The following is a 17,560-nucleotide window of genomic DNA, read 5'->3' on the forward strand; positions in this document are numbered from 1 at the left end:
TTACACCTAAATATTATGTGGTTAGATGCGACTATCATTTCAGGTGTAGGAAGAATGCTACACCAATAAGGTATTGGGTACCGTAATATATACCGTGGTCAGCATCTATTTACCACATTTAAATGAGTAAAGTGTTAAATAGTCACGACAGCAGTTGTTTGATCGTCAGAGGTGCGTCCGTTACTTTCAGCCTCTGAGCGGCGGTAAGCCCTTGCTTATCTTGATAGCACAAATTATGCCAAGCTCTGAATATATCTAAAAGAGGTAATATGCCAGCAGGTCGTAATTTGCGACGTGGCTCGTTGATGAAGCTCTCAAACAGAAGCTGAAAACGATTTTGATAGAATTGAATGTGGCGTGTTGTCGCAACATTGAACCATGACTCAGGTTCGTTATTGTCGCCAGCTAAGTAACAAATGCCTTTGTTTGCTTCGTATTGACGTGAAATCGCCCAACGATCTCGCCACCAACTCATGTAAGCAATGTCTACTTTGCCAAATGGCGCAGTCATATCCCAGTTTGCATCTTCTTCAACGTACATCAAGTCAACGTTTTTCTCTTGAATACGAGATAAACAAACGCTCAACGCGGCAGAGCGGAGCAGGGGATCTTGAGGCATGTAAATAGAAACCCGTTTCTCTGGGCAGCACATATCCAATACATGTAGGTAGTGAGCGTAAGAGGTGTAAGGCGGGCGAATCAAAGCACCTTTTGACGGGTAATGGAAAACAGAAAGGTTGCCCAGTGGGTCCTCTACGTTACCACGCGCCAAAATGGTTTGGTACTTCTGGTCGATACGCTCGCGAAGTTTCTTCGAAGGTTCGCCGGGTGCTTCACTTGCTTCTGCGGTGTATTCCTGTGATACAAAACGTGACACTTCATCGTAAGGGTTATGATCCAGTGCTGCGACCGGCTCATCATTAGAAGAATAGTTCACATGCTGACATAGAATATAGCCAGAGTGTGCTTCACCAGAAGCGATCCAGTATACGCCGTTGTTGCTATGTGGTTGCAGGGAAACATAGTTCGACGCCAACTCATAGTGCTCGGCATGGTTTACCCAGCGAGCATCGATCGTTGCCAGTTTGCGGCGGCAGCGGCTAGCAATATGATCAACATGATCGTAAAAGGTTTTTGGATTAATGCTGAGTTTACGGCAGATCTCGCGAACGGAATAACCGGTAAACAACAAGCCCATCAAGTTCTCTTGGAACTGAAGCTTTTTATTGGCACCAGACCATTTATCGACAAAGGTACTTTGACACACTTTGCAGCGGTAACGTTGGCGATCGCCACTGTAACCGAAAGCGTGATAGAGGTGTTTATGAGTATGGACAGAAAGCCCAAAGTTATCGCAGTCATCGTTGCGACAAGCAGGTAATCCGTCACTGTGGACGTGACGCAGACGATGAAGCTCGTTCACTACATCGCGATTATTAAGTAAGGGGGGGAAAGCTCCACACTCACGGCATACCATCGCCGGACGTTTAGGGTTAGCATGTTGCAAAACGTATCGCTTTGCATCACTCAATCCAAAGTTGTCACACGCCAATGTTTTACAAAAGTTGAGTTGTAACCCATCTGCGTCCCTTGGCAGTTCGCCGTTAGACACAATCGCCCCCTCGGGATAATTCTTGCAGCCGGTCAGGCCCCGGCTGCTATTTACTACTTAGGTGTTTCTTAGATGTTGATTGCTGTTTCTAGAGCAACTTTCATCATGTCGTTGAACGACTTTTGACGCTCTTCAGAGCTTAGTTTTTCGCCACGGATGATGTGGTCAGAAACTGTTAGGATAGTTAGAGCTTTCGCGCCTAGGTCAGCAGCAACGCCGTAGATACCAGCCGCTTCCATGTCTACACCTAGTATGCCTAGTTTTTCCATCTTCTCGAACAGGTCTGCCTCTGGTGTGTAGAACAGGTCTGCAGAGAATACGTTACCAACTTTAACTGGTACTTCTTGAGCACGCGCTTGGTTAACCGCTTCTTCTAGAAGACCGTAGTCAGCGATTGCAGCGAAGTCGTGGTTGTTGAAACGGATACGGTTAACTTTTGAGTCTGTAGATGCACCCATACCGATAACAACGTCCATTAGTTTCACGTCGTCACGTACTGCACCACAGCTACCTACACGGATAACGTTTTTCACGCCGTATTCAGCGATGAGTTCGTGTACGTAGATACAGCAAGATGGGATACCCATACCGTGGCCCATTACAGAAACTTTCTTACCTTTGTAAGTGCCAGTGAAGCCGAACATGTTGCGAACATCACAAACTTGTTTCACATCTTCTAGAAACGTTTCTGCAATGTATTTAGCGCGCAACGGGTCGCCTGGCATTAGAACTGTTTCAGCGAAATCACCTGGTTGTGCGTTGATATGTGGGGTTGCCATAAGTGCTCTCCAAAGTTTGGTTCTGGTAAAATGACTCTATTATAGAATGCTATTACCAATTCTGTTGAACTTGTTCGTTTTCGTTGAGGCAATAATATCGGGACGTGTAAAGGTGGCTTGAGAGTTAAGTCACAAAACGGTCTGTTCTATTGTTTAAATATTCTGTTGATAACTAAATCTGTTGAAAACAAAAAGGCAATCGATTTGCTTTTGAGCGATTTGTTGATTGTGTGCACAAAAAACCGTTTCGAAGCACAATATTTTCTGAGATCTCACTGATCGAATTCCTAGATAGCTCAGTAAAACGAATAAATTGTACAATTTATTTTCTTGTACAATTCAAATTCACTTGCTATAAGTTATACAACAAAACATTTTGTATAGGATGTGCCATCATGGAATCTTCAATCAAAGTCGGTATCAGCTCTTGTGTATTAGGTGAACGTGTACGTTTCGACTCAGGACATAAAATAAGTAACTTCGTAACAAAAGAACTCGACGGGTACTTTAGTTTCGTGCCGGTTTGTCCAGAAGTTGGCGTCGGTATGTCTGTGCCTCGTCCTACTATCCGCTTAGTCAGTAACGAAGAGCGAATTGCATTGGTTGAGACGAAAAATCCAGACAATGACCACACCGACAACATGCTCACTTATTCAGAAAATAAAGTGAATGAATTGCAAAGTGAGCAGTTGTGTGGGTACATCGTCTGCGCGAAGTCGCCAACCTGTGGTATGGAGCGAGTCAAGGTTTACAGCAAAAACAACGCTGCAAAAGAGGGGATTGGCTTGTACACCCGTACCTTGATGGAAAAAATGCCGTGGTTACCGGTAGAAGAAGATGGCCGCCTTAACGACCCAGTATTAAAAGAAAACTTCATTACGCGCATTTACTGTTTGAACGACTTCTATGAATCCATGGGTGGAGAACCAACACGCGGTAAAATCATCGCTTTTCACTCTCGTTACAAACTGACGTTGATGGCACACCACCCAGAATCCTACCGCTCTCTGGGTAGGTTGGTGGCAGATGTCGCGAGCTATGAGATTGACGACTTCTTTAACGAGTATCGTTTGGGCTTAATGAAAGCGCTGCAAAAACGAGCGAGTCGCAAGAACAACACCAATGTTCTGATGCACCTACAAGGTTACTTCAAGCGTTCATTAACTGGTAAAGAAAGAGAAGAACTCGCGACAGTCATCAGTGATTACCGCACAGGATTGTTACCATTACTTGCCCCGTTAACGCTTATTAAGCATTATCTCAACACATACCCAGATGAGTATTTGCAACAGCAAAAATATCTAGAACCATACCCGCAGGAGATGAGATTACGTTATGGATTGTAGCCAAGAAGAAAAACTCTACGCCATTCGAGATGTATCTGAGTTAACGGGTGTTAAGCCCGTTACACTCAGAGCTTGGCAAAGACGCTACAACTTGATCCAACCTCAACGAACCGAAAAAGGTCATCGTTTATACCGCCAACAAGATCTAGATACGATTAAAGAGATACAAGGTTGGTTGTCGAAAGGGGTTGCCATTGGCAAAGTAAAAGGTCTGCTTGGACAAGAAGAAAATGCTGATATTGCTGTTAGTGTGCAGCCTTTAGAAGAAGTGGAATCTTTGCTCAAAGCTCTTGCCGAACTAAACCGTGGTAAAACGGAGAAGCTTCTAACCAACGTTTTGAAAGAGTACCCATTAACTATTGTCATCGATCAGCTGATCACGCCGGTGGTGGAAGCTCTTGAACTCGTGAAGGTCTCACTACGCTCACTTCAGTCGGGCCTCTTTCAAACTTGCTTAATTACACGCCTTGCCATGGTTGTTGAGTCTGAAAACAAAGCCTCTTCGAAAGGCAAATGTCTGCTTATTAGTTTCGAGCAAGCTCGAGAATTTGAAAGCTGGGTACAAGCGGCAAGATTATGCGAGCAAGGCTTCCATATTAGTTTGATAGACAAAGTCGAAGATGTTTCGGGTCTTATCGATCATGATGTAGTGGCTCTATACCAAAAACTTCATTTCTTCTCAAACAAGGCCCTGCCAATTAAGCAAGTAGAAGCGTTATCCACGCTGAAAACGCAATGCCCTGAGCAAGTTCAGTTCTCTGAAGTTATTGAGAAGTTGCATTTTGCTAACTAGCTTACCCTCGTAAGGAGACGACATGATTCTGGTTTGGTTTCGACGAGACCTTAGAACGTTAGATCACACTGCATTGAAGACCGCCCTTGATACTGGGCACCCTGTGGTCGCTTGCTATGTTGCAACGCCAGAGCAATGGAAAAAGCACCATATGGCACCAATGCAGGCAGACCTTATTGCGAGACGTTTAATGCATCTCGAAGAAGAGCTTTCTGATCTTAATATCCCGCTTCTGTATAAAGAGGTGCCTGAATTTACCGACGTGACTGAGGTCATCAAGAGCTGGGCATTATCGTTGAGCGTGAAAAGTGTCGTGGCGAATATTCATTATGAGGTCAACGAGCAAGCTTTAGATAGAGACGTAGCGAGAGTTCTGGCTGAAAGCGAAGTTACGTTTGAAGCTTTCCACGACAAATGTGTTCATGCACCAACCACGGTGTTAAACAAGCAGGGGCAGTATTTCAAAGTCTTCACACCATTTAAACGTGCTTGGTTGTTGAAATTCCAACTGCCAATGGTGTTCAAGCCACAACCGCAAGCCGAGCTGCCTAAAGACGTGCTCCAAGAGGTTGAAGCCTATCGCTATCATGCTGATGTGCTTTTTTCTTATCCGCGCGAGTCCAGTGAACGTTGGCATGCCTCAACCACAGACATTGTCCAGCAACTGAGAGAGTTCGCCCGTGAGCGCAGCAATGCGTATCAAGCAGAGAGAGATCTGCCTGCGGTTGATGGCACGAGTCAGCTATCTCCCTATCTCGCAATTGGCGCGCTGTCACCAAGACAATGTATCGCAAGGCTTTATGCAGAAAACCCAATTCCTGATCTCACTGAAGGGAAGGCCACTTGGTTAAGTGAAATCATCTGGCGAGAGTTTTACCAACACCTATTGGTGTTTGAACCAAAGCTTGTTAGAGGAAAGGGCTTCATTCCATGGGAAGAGAAGATCCAATGGTCTTATGATGAGCAAGCTTTCGAGCGCTGGAAAACAGGCACAACAGGGTACCCTATTGTTGATGCTGCTATGCGCCAACTGAACACGACTGGTTGGATGCACAATCGTCTGCGCATGATTGTCGCGAGCTTTCTGACCAAGGATTTGCATATCGACTGGCGCTGGGGGGAAGCGTACTTCATGAGTAAGCTGGTGGATGGTGATTTCGCGGCAAACAATGGTGGCTGGCAATGGTCAGCGTCAACGGGGTGTGACGGCCAACCTTATTTCCGTATATTTAACCCGACAAGCCAAGGCGAAAAGTTTGATTCCGATGGGATCTTTGTTCGCCATTGGGTACCGGAAATAAAAGAGGTACCGAATAAATTCATTCATAGCCCTTGGTTATGGAGCGGCTTTAATTTACTGGATTATCACAAGCCGATGGTTGATCACAAGGTAGAAAGAGAGATAACCTTACGGCTCTTTAAAAACGCCAAGGAATAGAGAGAGATGCCAAGCAAGAAGCGTCCTATGAGTATCGCAAAGCGCACCCTGTTGTCGATATCGTTGTCTTTAGTGAGTGGATTGTCATTCGCCAAAATGTATCAACTGCCAGAAGACGGCGCTCGTGTGATCGGCCGCATGGAGAATCATGTAGTGGAGCAGGGCGAGACCATGGCGAATATTGCGAAGCAGTATGATGTCGGCATGCTTGCGTTAATGGCAGCCAACAAAGGCGTAGACCCATTTCTTCCAAAAGAAGGGCACGTCCTCACTATTCCAACTCAACTTATTCTTCCTGAGGTCGCACACAAAGGCATTGTGATTAACTTAGCAGAGCTGCGTCTTTACTACTTCCCGCCGAAAGAAGACATTGTTTATGTGTTCCCTGTTGGGATTGGCCGAATTGGTCGTGATACACCCGTTATGACGACGAGCATCAGCCAGAAACGACCAAATCCAACTTGGACGCCGCCATCTTCTATACGTGCTGAGTACAAAGCGAAAGGTATTGATTTGCCAGCTGTTGTTCCTGCTGGTCCGGATAACCCACTTGGTATGTTCGCCCTTCGCCTAGCTTATGGCCATGGTGAATATTTAATCCACGGTACCAACAAAGACTTTGGCATTGGCATGCGTGTTAGCGCGGGTTGTATTCGCATGGACCCAAACGACATCGAATGGTTGTTTGATAAAGTGCGTCGTGGCGAAAAAGTTCAAATCATTAATCAACCAGTCAAAGTAGCTTTAGAACCAGACCGCAGTGTGTTTGTTGAAGCGCACGAGCCGTTAACTCGCAGCAATGGCGAGAAAGATCACTTAGTTGTGCCAAAAGAATTGGACTGGTGGTTAGATGAATTTGGTATGACGAATGCGAAAGCAAAAGCAGCGATTGCTGCACAAAATGGTGTTCCTGTAGAAATTACCGCGCCTTAACGGGTGTTAAAGCGCGGAATCAAATCTTACTTAGTGTAAGACTGAGCGATGTTGTCGATACGCTCGTTAGCACGTGCAGCTTCTTCTTGAGCTGCCATAGCCGCGTCGCTAGACTTTTGAACGTCAGATTGTAGAGACTGTACGTCTTGGCTTAGTTGGCTAACTTGGTTGCTTAGTTCGTCTAGTTTAGTAGCTGTTGCTGCTTCGTCAGAAGAAGCACAACCTGCTAGTAGAAGTACTGAAGTTGCTGCAGCTGCGATCAACGTTTTGTTCATATTAGAACTCCTTGCCTATAGTTAAATTCCTACGCTATACGTTTTGTGTCATATAGTCGTAGTGGTAAATGTGAATACATTCTATCAGTACATGATGTAGCAAAAGTCAAAAAAATCCAAGGATTTCATAGAGTACCTGATACGGACGCTAACCTTTAATTTACATAAGTGAGCGTTTACTCACCTTTAACGCCTGTATCAGGTAGTACAGCAGCTCTCTCGCCACGTTCCTGATATCAATAATTTAGACGATATTGACGCAAATGAAAGTTTCTAACATGAAACTTTATTATTTCTTGTACATTTAGTTTGTGTGATCTCTATCTATACTCCTATGATTTGCGGTATTATACCGAGCTTTTATTTTTTGCTGCGTTAGAGCGGAAACGAGACTGAAAAAGCGCTCAAACGATGACTATTTATTGGAGAATACTTTGCAATTTAAAGATCTAGGCCTAGACAACCGATTGTTGAAGAACCTAAAACACTACGATTTCAAAAAAGCGACTGATATTCAGCAGCAGGCGATTCCTGTTGCGATTGCAGGCAAGGATCTATTGGCATCTTCGAAAACGGGCTCTGGCAAGACTTTGGCGTTTGTATTACCAATGCTTCACAAGTCATTAAAGACGAAGTCGTTTTCTGCGAAAGACCCACGTGCGGTCATTCTTGCGCCAACGCGTGAGTTAGCGAAACAGGTATATGGCGAGCTACGCTCAATGTTAGTTGGCTTGTCTTACGATGCTACTTTGATCTTAGGTGGTGAGAACTTTAACGACCAAGTAAAAGCATTGCGTCGTTACCCTAAGTTTATCGTTGCTACACCAGGACGTTTGGCTGACCATCTAGAACACCGTTCATTGTACCTAGATGGATTGGAAACGCTGATTCTTGATGAAGCAGACCGTATGCTCGATCTTGGCTTTGCACCAGAGCTTCGCCGCATCCACAACGCAGCTAAACACCGCCGTCGTCAGACGTTGATGTTCTCTGCAACATTGGACCACGCAGAAGTGAACGGTATTGCATCAGAGATGTTGAATGCACCAAAACGCATTGCTGTAGGTGTTTCAAACGAAGAGCACAAAGACATTACTCAGAAATTCTATTTGTGTGATCACCTTGACCACAAAGAAGCGATTCTTGAGCGTGTGTTGGAAGAAGCTGAATATCGTCAAGTGATCATCTTTACGGCGACTCGTGACGATACTGAACGTTTGACTACTAAGCTTAACGAGAAAAAGCTAAAAGCAGTCGCATTGAGTGGTAATTTGAACCAGACTCAGCGTAATACCATCATGAGTCAGTTTGAACGCGCAGTCTTTAAGATCCTCGTTACGACAGATGTAGCGTCACGTGGTCTTGATATCTCAACAGTTACGCACGTTATCAACTTTGATATGCCGAAACACACAGAAGAATACGTGCACCGTGTTGGTCGTACAGGCCGTGCTGGTAACAAAGGTGATGCGATTTCACTGGTTGGCCCTAAAGACTGGGACAGCTTCAAGCGTGTTGAGCTCTACCTACAACAAGATTTACAATTCTCGGTATTTGATGACCTAAAGGGCAAATTTAAAGGTTTGAAGCCGCGTAAACCTGATTTCCGTGGTAATAAAGCAGCACCGAAGAAGGCTCGCCCTCAAGCGAAGAAAGTGGCGAAGAAACCCGCTCAGCGTGATAAAGGTTTCTATCAAAACGTGGCAGTGGGTGACAATGTGTTTATCCCTAAGAAAAAGCCAGCGGAACCAAAAGCTGAAGATTAATCTTCAACTCAGCGTTAGAGGTTAACTGAATTCAAATCCGAGCTTACGAGCTCGGATTTTTTATATCTGGAATTTGTCTTTTCACGGGCTATTGTTTAGCTGCTCTAAACAAGGGTTAAATAGTCTTTGATTTTTCTGAACGCCAATTTTGCTTAGCATAGGTTTCCAGAAGAGGAGACAGAATATGTATCAAGAAGAACAGTGGTTAGAAGACATCGATCTGAGCCTTACAGAACAACAGTGCAAATCGTTAGGTTGGGGAAAGAAAGACGTTTGGGTTGAGATGTTGGCGTTTCTCTGCGTAGCGTTGGTGAGTTGTACCTTAGTACACAATCGCAGAGGCTCACATGATTACTGAAAAGTCTCAAATGGGTGAATTGATTAAATCGGTCGTTTTTTCCTCCCTTTATTTTGTTGGATTTCTTGCTTTACTTTGGGTTGTAACTAGTCATCTTTTCTAGTTTTTCTACCTCTTTTGAGCTACTGACTAAAGTAAAAAAGTTACCCTCGTCACCTTCTTTAGGTGACGTTTTCATTTCTAGATCCTTAATTGCATAGCAATAGATGACTTATCTAACAATAGCTTTGCATCACAGTGCATTCATCCATGATTTAAACGTTTGGCATAATAAAAACCGATAAAAATATCACGAAAATATGTAAATGATAATTGATCTCATTTTTATTTAAGGGCAGAATACGCGAAATAATATTAATCCTATAAATAGTTGTGCCATTTATATGAAATTTACTCATGTGTTTTTGGGGCTTTTAGTCACCTCTATGCCCAGTGTTGCCTCGGATAACTTTGATTGGCTGAGAGATGATTCCAGGCAAGATGAGCGAGTTCTCTCTTACCTCAAGCAACAGAACCAAAAAACAGAACAATTTCAGAAACGCTATGACGAGATTACCCAAAATCTCTTGAGCCAATGGGAAGCCATGGCAGCAGAAAAAGGCGAGAAGCCTTGGGTGATTAAAAACGGCCAAGAATGGAATCTCACTCGTCGACAAGGCAACTTTGTTTTGCTTTCGCGAGCTGATAACAACGCGCAAGAGAAAGTGGTTTACGATTTCTCTTCTCGCCAAGAAGAACGTCAGTATTTCCAAATTGGTCAATGGCGTATTCAAGGCGATTCTTTGTTGTTTACAGAAGATATTGATGGCAGCGAGCAGTATCGTGCTGTGTTAGTTGATCTAAAGAGTGGTGCAGCACGCGAGCTTATCAGCAACATTGATAATGGGGTTCTGCTTTCATCAAATGGCAAGTTTGCTTTCGCTGTATCAAAAGAAGCGAAAACTCAGCGTCCCTACCAAATCGTTCGAATTAATACTCAAACCAACGAGCAGAAAGTACTTTGGCAAGAGGACAAGACCGATTGGCTCATGTCCTTCTATCCCTCAGCCGACGCGCGTTTTGCACTGGTACAAAGTAACAATGAATCGACCACCGAACAAAAGATCCTAAACCTTGATTCTGGAGAGCTAACTGCCTCGCTACGTAAACCAGAATCCGGTGTGGAGTATTATGCAGATGTTGCTCAAGACAAAGTCTTTATCAACAGCAATCTTAATGGTCAGTTTGGTTTGTTTGAAGCTACGATGCCCGAGAAACATGCGGACACTGCTGAATCTAATTGGAAGTCTTTCTTACGCTCGGAAAATAGCGTAGAGCAATTCTATTTGTATGAAGCGGGACTTGTGGCATTAACCAAGCAAGACAATCAAACGACAATCTCGGTTTACTCTTACGATGGCAAGGCGAAGAAATCTCTGCCGTTAGAGTCGGAAGGGCGCGTAGCTTGGTTGAGCACTCTTGGTGATTACCGCTCTAACAAAATCCGCATTCGTAGTATGTCGATGACGACACCGCCGTTGTGGGAAGAGTTTGATGTTAAAGCACTGACAAAGACAAATCTCTCGCAAGATGTTTATCACGGCTTCTCCAGCCAAGATTATGTTTCTCAACGCATTATGGTAAAAAGTCATGGTGTGGAAGTGCCCGTTTCTCTTGCTTATCGCAAAGATAAGCTCAGCGACAACGCTCCTGTTGTGCTGTACGGCTATGGCGCTTACGGGTTTACCATGAAACCTTATTTCATGCCTCAAACCGTGAGTCTACTAGATCAAGGCGTTATCTACGCCATAGCGCATGTCCGTGGTGGCGGTTACTTTGGTGCCGACTGGCACGAGCAAGGCCGAGGCGTTGTTAAAGCTAACTCTATCAATGATTTCACGGCGGCTGCACAAGCACTTAAACACTTTGATGGTGGTGAGCGTGATGTCTACGCGATTGGATCGAGTGCTGGTGGTACTTTGGTCGCCGGCTCGATCAACCAAGCTCCAGACTTGTTTGCTGGCGCAGTGATGAAGGTTCCTTTTGTCGATGTTGTTGCCAGCATGTCCGATACGACGTTACCACTTACCGCACAACAATATGGAGAGTGGGGGAATCCGACACTCCCAGAGCAGCTCAAAGCGATGCAAGCTTATGATCCTATTCTCAATATCCACAAAGACGCTTACCCACCCATGTTGGTTCAAGTCGGATTAAACGACCAACGTGTGCCTTATTGGGAAGGCGCGAAGTATCTCGCTCAAATTTCGTCGACCAGTGAATCGACAGGCCCTTATTTGTTGCAAACGGATTTTCACTCTGGCCACCGCATGGATCCAAGGCAGGCAAGAGAGCAACAAGCGAAGGAATACGCATTTCTACTATCACTAATTAAAACATCTAAAGCGGAGCAGTAAATGAAGCTTACCCCAGTGTCAGCGGCAGTACTTTCGGTACTTGCTGCCAGTCAAGTGCACGCCGCATCTAAGGTTTTCTCAATGGAAGAGGTGGTCGTAACCGCCAATAAAATCGATCAGCCATTGTCAAAAGTGGCAGGGAGGGTCGCGGCTATCACAAACGAGCAAATCGAAGAGCGAGGCGAAACCGAGCTTTATGACGTGCTGCGTAACGAACCTGGTGTAAGCGTGACGGGCGGTGCAGGACGTCCGCAAAACATTACCATCCGTGGTATGACAGGTAACCGCATTATGATCGTTCGTGATGGCATTCGTTCTGCGGATGGCTTCGGTGCGAACGACATTAATGATGCAGTTGGGCGAGATACTTTTGATTTATCCAATTTTGAATCGCTGCAAATCATTAAAGGTGCAAGCTCTTCGGTGCATGGCTCTGGCGCGATCGGCGGTGTGGTGATTTTAGAATCCAGTCAGCCGGGTGATTTCTTAAAAGACAAAGACTTCTACACCGATGTTTTTGGTACTTACACCGATATCAGCAACAAGTACAAAGGTACGAGCAACCTAGCTTTCCGCTCCGGTGATACAGAGAGTTTGTTCAACGTTTCATATTGGCAAGGGCAAGAGACGCGTAACTTTGATGAAGATTTGTATAACCGCGATCTAGATGGTTACCGCGGTGCTTATACGATCAACCACTTTTTCAGTGAAGAGGTGATGTTGAAAGCCAAAGCGGAACTCTACACCCAGAATCAAGAGCGTTTGGAGGGTTCACCGTCCATTCAACCTGATGGAATCTGGCATATTGAAGACTTTGCTGAAGATGAAACCTCCGAAGAGTACAGCGCTTACATTGGTGCAGAGGTGACACCAATTAATCCAACTTGGTTCGAAGAGTTGGATACCAAAGTTTACTGGCGTCACACCGAAGTCGTGGAAGACACCAACCGTTTAATGCGCCAAGTGGATCACAATGGTTTGATCACCAAACGTCGCGAACTGGAACACAAAACCTTCATTGACGAGACAATTGGCTTCCGTGGCGACTTCACCAATACGATTTATGCAGAAAATGCTGAGCACCAATTGGCTTACGGTGTTGAGCTTGCTACTGACTATTATGAACGCACAGATAGCGATTCCAAGATTGATTGGAACGGCGTAACGCCTTCGACCAAACAACCTTTCGCTCCTGCTCGTGCTTATAACATTGGTTTGTACGTTCGAGACATGGTGGAACTGGATAAATGGACCATCACAGGCGGCCTGCGCTTTGATGCGCACCGTCTAACGCCGGACGGTGAGGGAGAAGTGGGCGGCTTCCCATTAAAGGACATGGATAGCTCGGAGGTGTCTCCAAGCCTGTCGGTTTCTCGTGAAACGTTTGCCAACAACATCGTTTATGTATCGTACAACCACGGTTACCGTGCTCCGGAATACGACAAAGCATATGGCTTCGTGAACCATGATTTCGTACCACTAACGCCTTTTGTTATCGCGCCTAACTTAGACCTAGAAGCTGAGACTTCGGACTCATTTGAAATTGGTAACAAGTTCGATAACGGTCGTGCGCATGTCTATGCGTCTGTGTTCTACAACAAGTTTGAAAACTTCATCGATGTTGTGACCACAGGCTTTGATTCAAGCACTGGTAATTACATCAAACAGTACCAAAACCTTGATGGCGTAGAGACTTATGGCGCAGAGCTTTCTGCGGGTTACGCACTCACCAAACAATGGGACATCAGAACCAAGTTTGGCTACGTAGATGGCAAAGACGCGGAAGGCGAATACGTTCGAAGCATTACGCCATTCGAAGGTAACGCTCAACTTAAATACGCCAACCAAGACTTCAACGCTTACGTGGCTTGGAACTGGGCCGCGGCCATGGATCGCGTTCCTAAATGCCAGACCACGCTTGGCCTAGCGACAGAGTGCGCGCAGACAAGCGCGTGGAATACGTTTGATATTGGCGCAACTTACTACGTTTCCAAAGACCTTCGTGTTAGTGCAAATATCGTCAACCTGTTCGACAAAGAGTACATCCGATACCAAGACGTAGCGGGTATCGCTGAGGAAAGTAAGCGTTACTCAACTGAGCCTGGGCGCTACTTCACGCTAAATGCAAAATACGAATTCTAGGACGAAATCATGAAGCTAAAACCATTGGCGTTTTCACTGCTTATTGCATGTACCCCTGCGGTGCAGTCTGCAGAGTGGGATTATCCCGCAACGGACTCTGTGGTGACGAATGAAGCGCAAGCGAAAACTTATCTAGACAGCCACTACTCAGAAGCGGGCGAGTTTAAGTTCCGTTACAAAACCCAGTCTCAGCTTGGTGAGCATTACAATTTTGATGTTTGGGTAAACGGTGAATATCAAGCACAGCGCACCCTCGTAGTAACAACCGATAAAAATCATCACGTTGTGCGAGTGTTTAAGAGCCTTGAAGATACGATCATTCGTAACGGCAAACCAACGGTTGCAATGGAATTGGAATCACCTCGCCAACTGCAAGCACAAGAGCCACCGGCTTTGAGCTCTGGAAGTCTGGTTGATGTTGAGGTTTCTTTATTCAACCCAGATCTCCGCACCATGCAACAACAAGCGGCACCAGAATCGACGTGGTCAGCATTGTCCGATTACCCTCAGCCGATCGAGTACGTCACCAAGTCGATTGAGGTTTTAAAGTCCGGCGGTAAGTTCTATCTTTCTAACCCAAGATTAAAGCAAGTGGATGCGACGGGCTTATTTGCAGCCCCAGCACCTGGTGAAGCGCCTGTACTCGATACGTTGGACTTTCTCAGCGCAGAAGGGGTTCAAGCGTTTGATAGTGTTGAAGAGATGCAAAGCACCGAGTTTGGTGACAATGCGTTCCCGCAGCTGATGGCTTTTTATCACCTTGATAGTTCGATCCAATATCTGACAAGCCTAACTTACGACTTGTTTGACGAACCGCTTCGTTTTGATGCCCGCGGTTTGTCAAAAGATAACTCCACTTACTATTACGGTCCGAAAGCACTCATGCTGGGTGTCGGTGGTGTTTCTCCGGATGCAGTCGATGCTGATGTCGTGATACATGAGCTTGGGCATGGCATTCATTACCAAATTGTACCGGATTGGGCGTACGGTCACACTGGTGCTATCGCAGAAGGTTTTGCTGATTACTGGGCGGGCAGCGCGAGCTACCGCACTCAATATTTGGATGCTTCGCGTCGTGGTCAAGAATTCGAGTTAGATACGGTGTTCAACTGGGACGGTGTGTTCGGAACACGCAAAACAACTCGTAGCTTATGGAACCAAAGAGCGCGTTACTTCGAGGGCTCGGAGTATCCAGCGCACGTTAGTGTGGGCGGTGAACTAGGCGACGAGCTATGGTCAACGCCACTGTTCCAAGCACTTAAAGCATCGGTTGAACGATACGGTGATGATACCGATAACGTGTTCCGTGAGTTTGACGCCATTGTTCTTGAAGGCATGTATGGCATTGGTCGTGGCGTTAAAATGCATGATTTGGCGGAATCGACCGTGTTTGCCGCAAATACCTTGTTCCCAAATAAAGATTACGCCCAATTCCTGACGGACAGCTTCAACAGACACAACTTACTTAAAGCGCCTCTTCGCGTTCGCTATGACGCTCGATACATAGCACAAGGTCAAGACGTTGGTGTGAGCCTGAGCCAAACTGGCCGCGAAGCGAGCATCAAAGGGCAATGGCAGCTAAACAACGCATCCGTTTTCGACTTTGATGAAGCGCTTTCTGACTCGACCTCAATGAAGGTGGCGTTACCAAGCGGCCTGACATGTGGTACGCAATTCGATTCCTCTATTTCATTGGATTACCAATTTGCAGAAGGATTAAAGACTCACCAGTGGAGTGAAAAGGTGATGCTGGTTAATGGCACGCCAGAGCTAGATATCCAGCCTCAATCAGTGAATTCCGCTTTGCCGGAGTTGGGTGACAGACTGTTCTCTCAGACGCTATCGGACAAGTCACGCACGATTGATGATTCGTTTGCGGTTTACCTGAACATCGAACATGACTCACTGCAGGATCTGCAAGTGACGCTAGTGTCTCCACAAGGCAAATCGGTCGTGCTACTTAGCCATCAATCAAGCAATACCAATGGATTTAAAGGTTACTTCACAGCTCAGTATGACGAGGAGTTACAAGCACTTGTCGGTCAACCGAGTTGGGGTACTTGGCGTCTCGAAGTGTCTGACCGCGTGTCAGGGAACTCTGGGGTGTTGAAAGAGTGGGGTGTGAGTCACTTTGCTCAGTATCAGTGTAGTGCTGATACCACTAAAGAAAGCAGTGGTGGTGGTTCAGGTGGCAGTGGCTCGCCTTGGACCTTGTTAGGACTTTTCCTGCTTTCAATGGTGAGAGTGATTCGCTCTCGTTAATTAAAATCAAAAGAAGATAAAATCTATGAAGTTTCAATATTCTTTCGTTGCTATGTCACTAGCCCTAGCTGGCTGTGGCGGTGGTTCTGGTGGTGACACGTCGGCACCGACCTATGATGTAGCTGGCACCATCGTTTCTGCAGGTACACTTCTTGATACGCCAGTGTGCATCGATTTAAACCAAAACTACGTTTGTGATACGACTGAACCGAGTGCTAAAACGGATAATGCTGGTAAATTTAGCCTGACTTCAAGCGACAAAAACGTACTAACCAGCACCATTCTTGCTCAAGTTGATCAAGGTTCAAACCAAACATTGCGTCTTGCGGCTCCGGGCCAAAATTTAGCAACAGGTAACACGGTCAATGGTGTAACAACGTTACTCGCAGGTCTTGTGGTTGACGGTAAAACCGTTGCTCAAGCTGAAGAGATCGTAAAAGCGCAACTCACCGATGCCGGCGTTTCTCTGTCTGGTACGGTAATGTCTAACGCAGAAGCCAGCGAGTTAGACAAGCTAGAGCAAAACACGGTTGCACTATTAGCTGCGATGCAACCACAACAAATGACCAAAGGCGTAGCGTTGCTTGCTCAAAGCCTTAGCTTCCAAGGTAAATCGTTGGCCTCTTCTTTTCTGTCTAAAGCGGAAGTGAGTGCATTTGCTGAAGAAATTGCAGCGGTTGCTGAACAAACGGTTGGTAGCAACGATACGGGCGCCGTTCTCCATTTTGCTGATGGCGCAGCAGACGTTGCTGAGGTTCAAGCTTCTTACCCTGGTCAAGATGCGGAATACGGCTTCGACAAAGAGGACAAGCAAACGTCGACAGGCGCTGGCTTTAAGTTCGTTAAGCTAGATTCACAAGGTGCTGCTTTAGCTGCAGATGCGACTGAGTGGGCTTGTACTATGGACGAGCGTACTGGTCTTGTTTGGGAAAACAAGAGTGCGGATGCGAGCTCGGTTCAATTTAAAGATCGTACATTCGTGTATGAGTCAGCAAAATTCAAACCGTATTACGAAGATCTTGAAGTCGTTGGTTGTGTGGATGCTGCTGATGGCATCTGTTCAACAAGCCAATATGTTGAACATATAAACAAGCAATCACTATGTGGCATTAGTGACTGGCGCCTACCCACATACCAAGAGTTCTACGATGTTCTCGACTTAGGTGAGACAGAGAAAGATGCCGACGGCAATGTCTATGGTATGACGACAGCTTACTTCCCTCAACAGGGTAAGGGCAGCCCAGATGTTGAATCAGGTGCTATCTGGCTAAGTGATTTCACATTTAACAATTACTCTAGTTTTAACTACGAAGGTGCGCTTCAGTTTGCAGTAGTTGCTGCGAAAGGCGCTGACCGTGGTTACGTAAGCTTTGTAGAAATTTATTCTGACAAAGTGGAGCGTGACACTGGCACGTCATTCCAATTCCCAATCCGTCTAGTAGCAGTTAAGGGCCAATAAG

Annotated in this window: 13 protein-coding genes; 10 read left to right on the forward strand and 3 right to left on the reverse strand. The window is 45.7% G+C overall.

Annotated features, from left to right (window positions below; translation table 11 throughout):
* Positions 1–142: 142 nt before the first annotated feature.
* Positions 143–1,612 carry a lactate dehydrogenase gene (locus ATB76_RS01285; protein ID WP_038876325.1) on the reverse strand — a complete coding sequence of 490 codons (1,470 nt, stop codon included), beginning with the start codon at positions 1,610–1,612 and terminating at the stop codon, positions 143–145.
* 68 nt (positions 1,613–1,680) lie between these two features.
* The gene (gene deoD, locus ATB76_RS01290; protein ID WP_005441106.1) at positions 1,681–2,391 is read right to left on the reverse strand and encodes a purine-nucleoside phosphorylase; all 711 of its coding nucleotides are present in this window, start codon (positions 2,389–2,391) and stop codon (positions 1,681–1,683) included.
* Between the two features lie 395 nt (positions 2,392–2,786).
* Between deoD and ATB76_RS01295 the strand changes: the two genes are divergently transcribed.
* Genes ATB76_RS01295 through ATB76_RS01310 form a run of 4 tightly spaced genes read left to right on the forward strand, consistent with a single transcriptional unit; the run spans position 2,787 to position 6,901 of the window.
* Positions 2,787–3,737 carry a DUF523 and DUF1722 domain-containing protein gene (locus ATB76_RS01295; RefSeq protein WP_061034441.1) on the forward strand — a complete coding sequence of 317 codons (951 nt, stop codon included), beginning with the start codon at positions 2,787–2,789 and terminating at the stop codon, positions 3,735–3,737.
* Complete coding sequence (locus ATB76_RS01300) at positions 3,727–4,530, forward strand: MerR family transcriptional regulator (RefSeq protein ID WP_042601197.1); 804 nt, start codon at positions 3,727–3,729, stop codon at positions 4,528–4,530. The genes ATB76_RS01295 and ATB76_RS01300 overlap by 11 nt, the downstream gene beginning before the upstream one ends.
* Before the next feature lie 22 nt (positions 4,531–4,552).
* Positions 4,553–5,968 carry a deoxyribodipyrimidine photo-lyase gene (phrB, locus tag ATB76_RS01305; protein WP_061034442.1) on the forward strand — a complete coding sequence of 472 codons (1,416 nt, stop codon included), beginning with the start codon at positions 4,553–4,555 and terminating at the stop codon, positions 5,966–5,968.
* Between the two features lie 6 nt (positions 5,969–5,974).
* Positions 5,975–6,901 (forward strand): L,D-transpeptidase family protein, encoded by a 927-nt coding sequence (locus tag ATB76_RS01310; RefSeq protein ID WP_080774309.1) that lies wholly within the window; start codon positions 5,975–5,977, stop codon positions 6,899–6,901.
* Between the two features lie 26 nt (positions 6,902–6,927).
* Here the strand turns inward: ATB76_RS01310 and ATB76_RS01315 are convergent, their stop codons facing one another.
* Positions 6,928–7,176: an Lpp/OprI family alanine-zipper lipoprotein gene (locus ATB76_RS01315; RefSeq protein WP_038868479.1), complete on the reverse strand. Its 249-nt coding sequence runs from the start codon at positions 7,174–7,176 to the stop codon at positions 6,928–6,930.
* Between the two features lie 422 nt (positions 7,177–7,598).
* On the opposite strand from ATB76_RS01315, the gene ATB76_RS01320 reads away from it, so the two are divergent.
* From ATB76_RS01320 to ATB76_RS01340, 6 genes are all read left to right on the forward strand, one after another.
* Positions 7,599–8,942: a DEAD/DEAH box helicase gene (locus tag ATB76_RS01320; protein ID WP_038876315.1), complete on the forward strand. Its 1,344-nt coding sequence runs from the start codon at positions 7,599–7,601 to the stop codon at positions 8,940–8,942.
* A 184-nt stretch (positions 8,943–9,126) separates the two neighbouring features.
* Complete coding sequence (locus ATB76_RS28400) at positions 9,127–9,300, forward strand: hypothetical protein (RefSeq protein WP_164492035.1); 174 nt, start codon at positions 9,127–9,129, stop codon at positions 9,298–9,300.
* Positions 9,301–9,683: 383 nt separating this feature from the next.
* Positions 9,684–11,696 carry a prolyl oligopeptidase family serine peptidase gene (locus ATB76_RS01325; protein ID WP_042601193.1) on the forward strand — a complete coding sequence of 671 codons (2,013 nt, stop codon included), beginning with the start codon at positions 9,684–9,686 and terminating at the stop codon, positions 11,694–11,696.
* A complete protein-coding gene (locus ATB76_RS01330; RefSeq protein ID WP_061034443.1) occupies positions 11,697–13,838 on the forward strand; it encodes a TonB-dependent hemoglobin/transferrin/lactoferrin family receptor in 2,142 nt (713 codons plus the stop codon).
* Positions 13,839–13,847: 9 nt separating this feature from the next.
* On the forward strand, positions 13,848–16,100 hold the full coding sequence (locus ATB76_RS01335) for a proprotein convertase P-domain-containing protein (RefSeq protein ID WP_061034444.1): 2,253 nt from the start codon (positions 13,848–13,850) through the stop codon (positions 16,098–16,100).
* 25 nt (positions 16,101–16,125) lie between these two features.
* On the forward strand, positions 16,126–17,559 hold the full coding sequence (locus ATB76_RS01340) for a DUF1566 domain-containing protein (protein ID WP_061034445.1): 1,434 nt from the start codon (positions 16,126–16,128) through the stop codon (positions 17,557–17,559).
* The last annotated feature ends 1 nt before the right edge of the window (position 17,560 follow it).

It is taken from the genome of Vibrio sp. MOR3 (assembly GCF_001557775.1).
Classification (GTDB): Bacteria; Pseudomonadota; Gammaproteobacteria; order Enterobacterales; family Vibrionaceae; genus Vibrio; species Vibrio jasicida.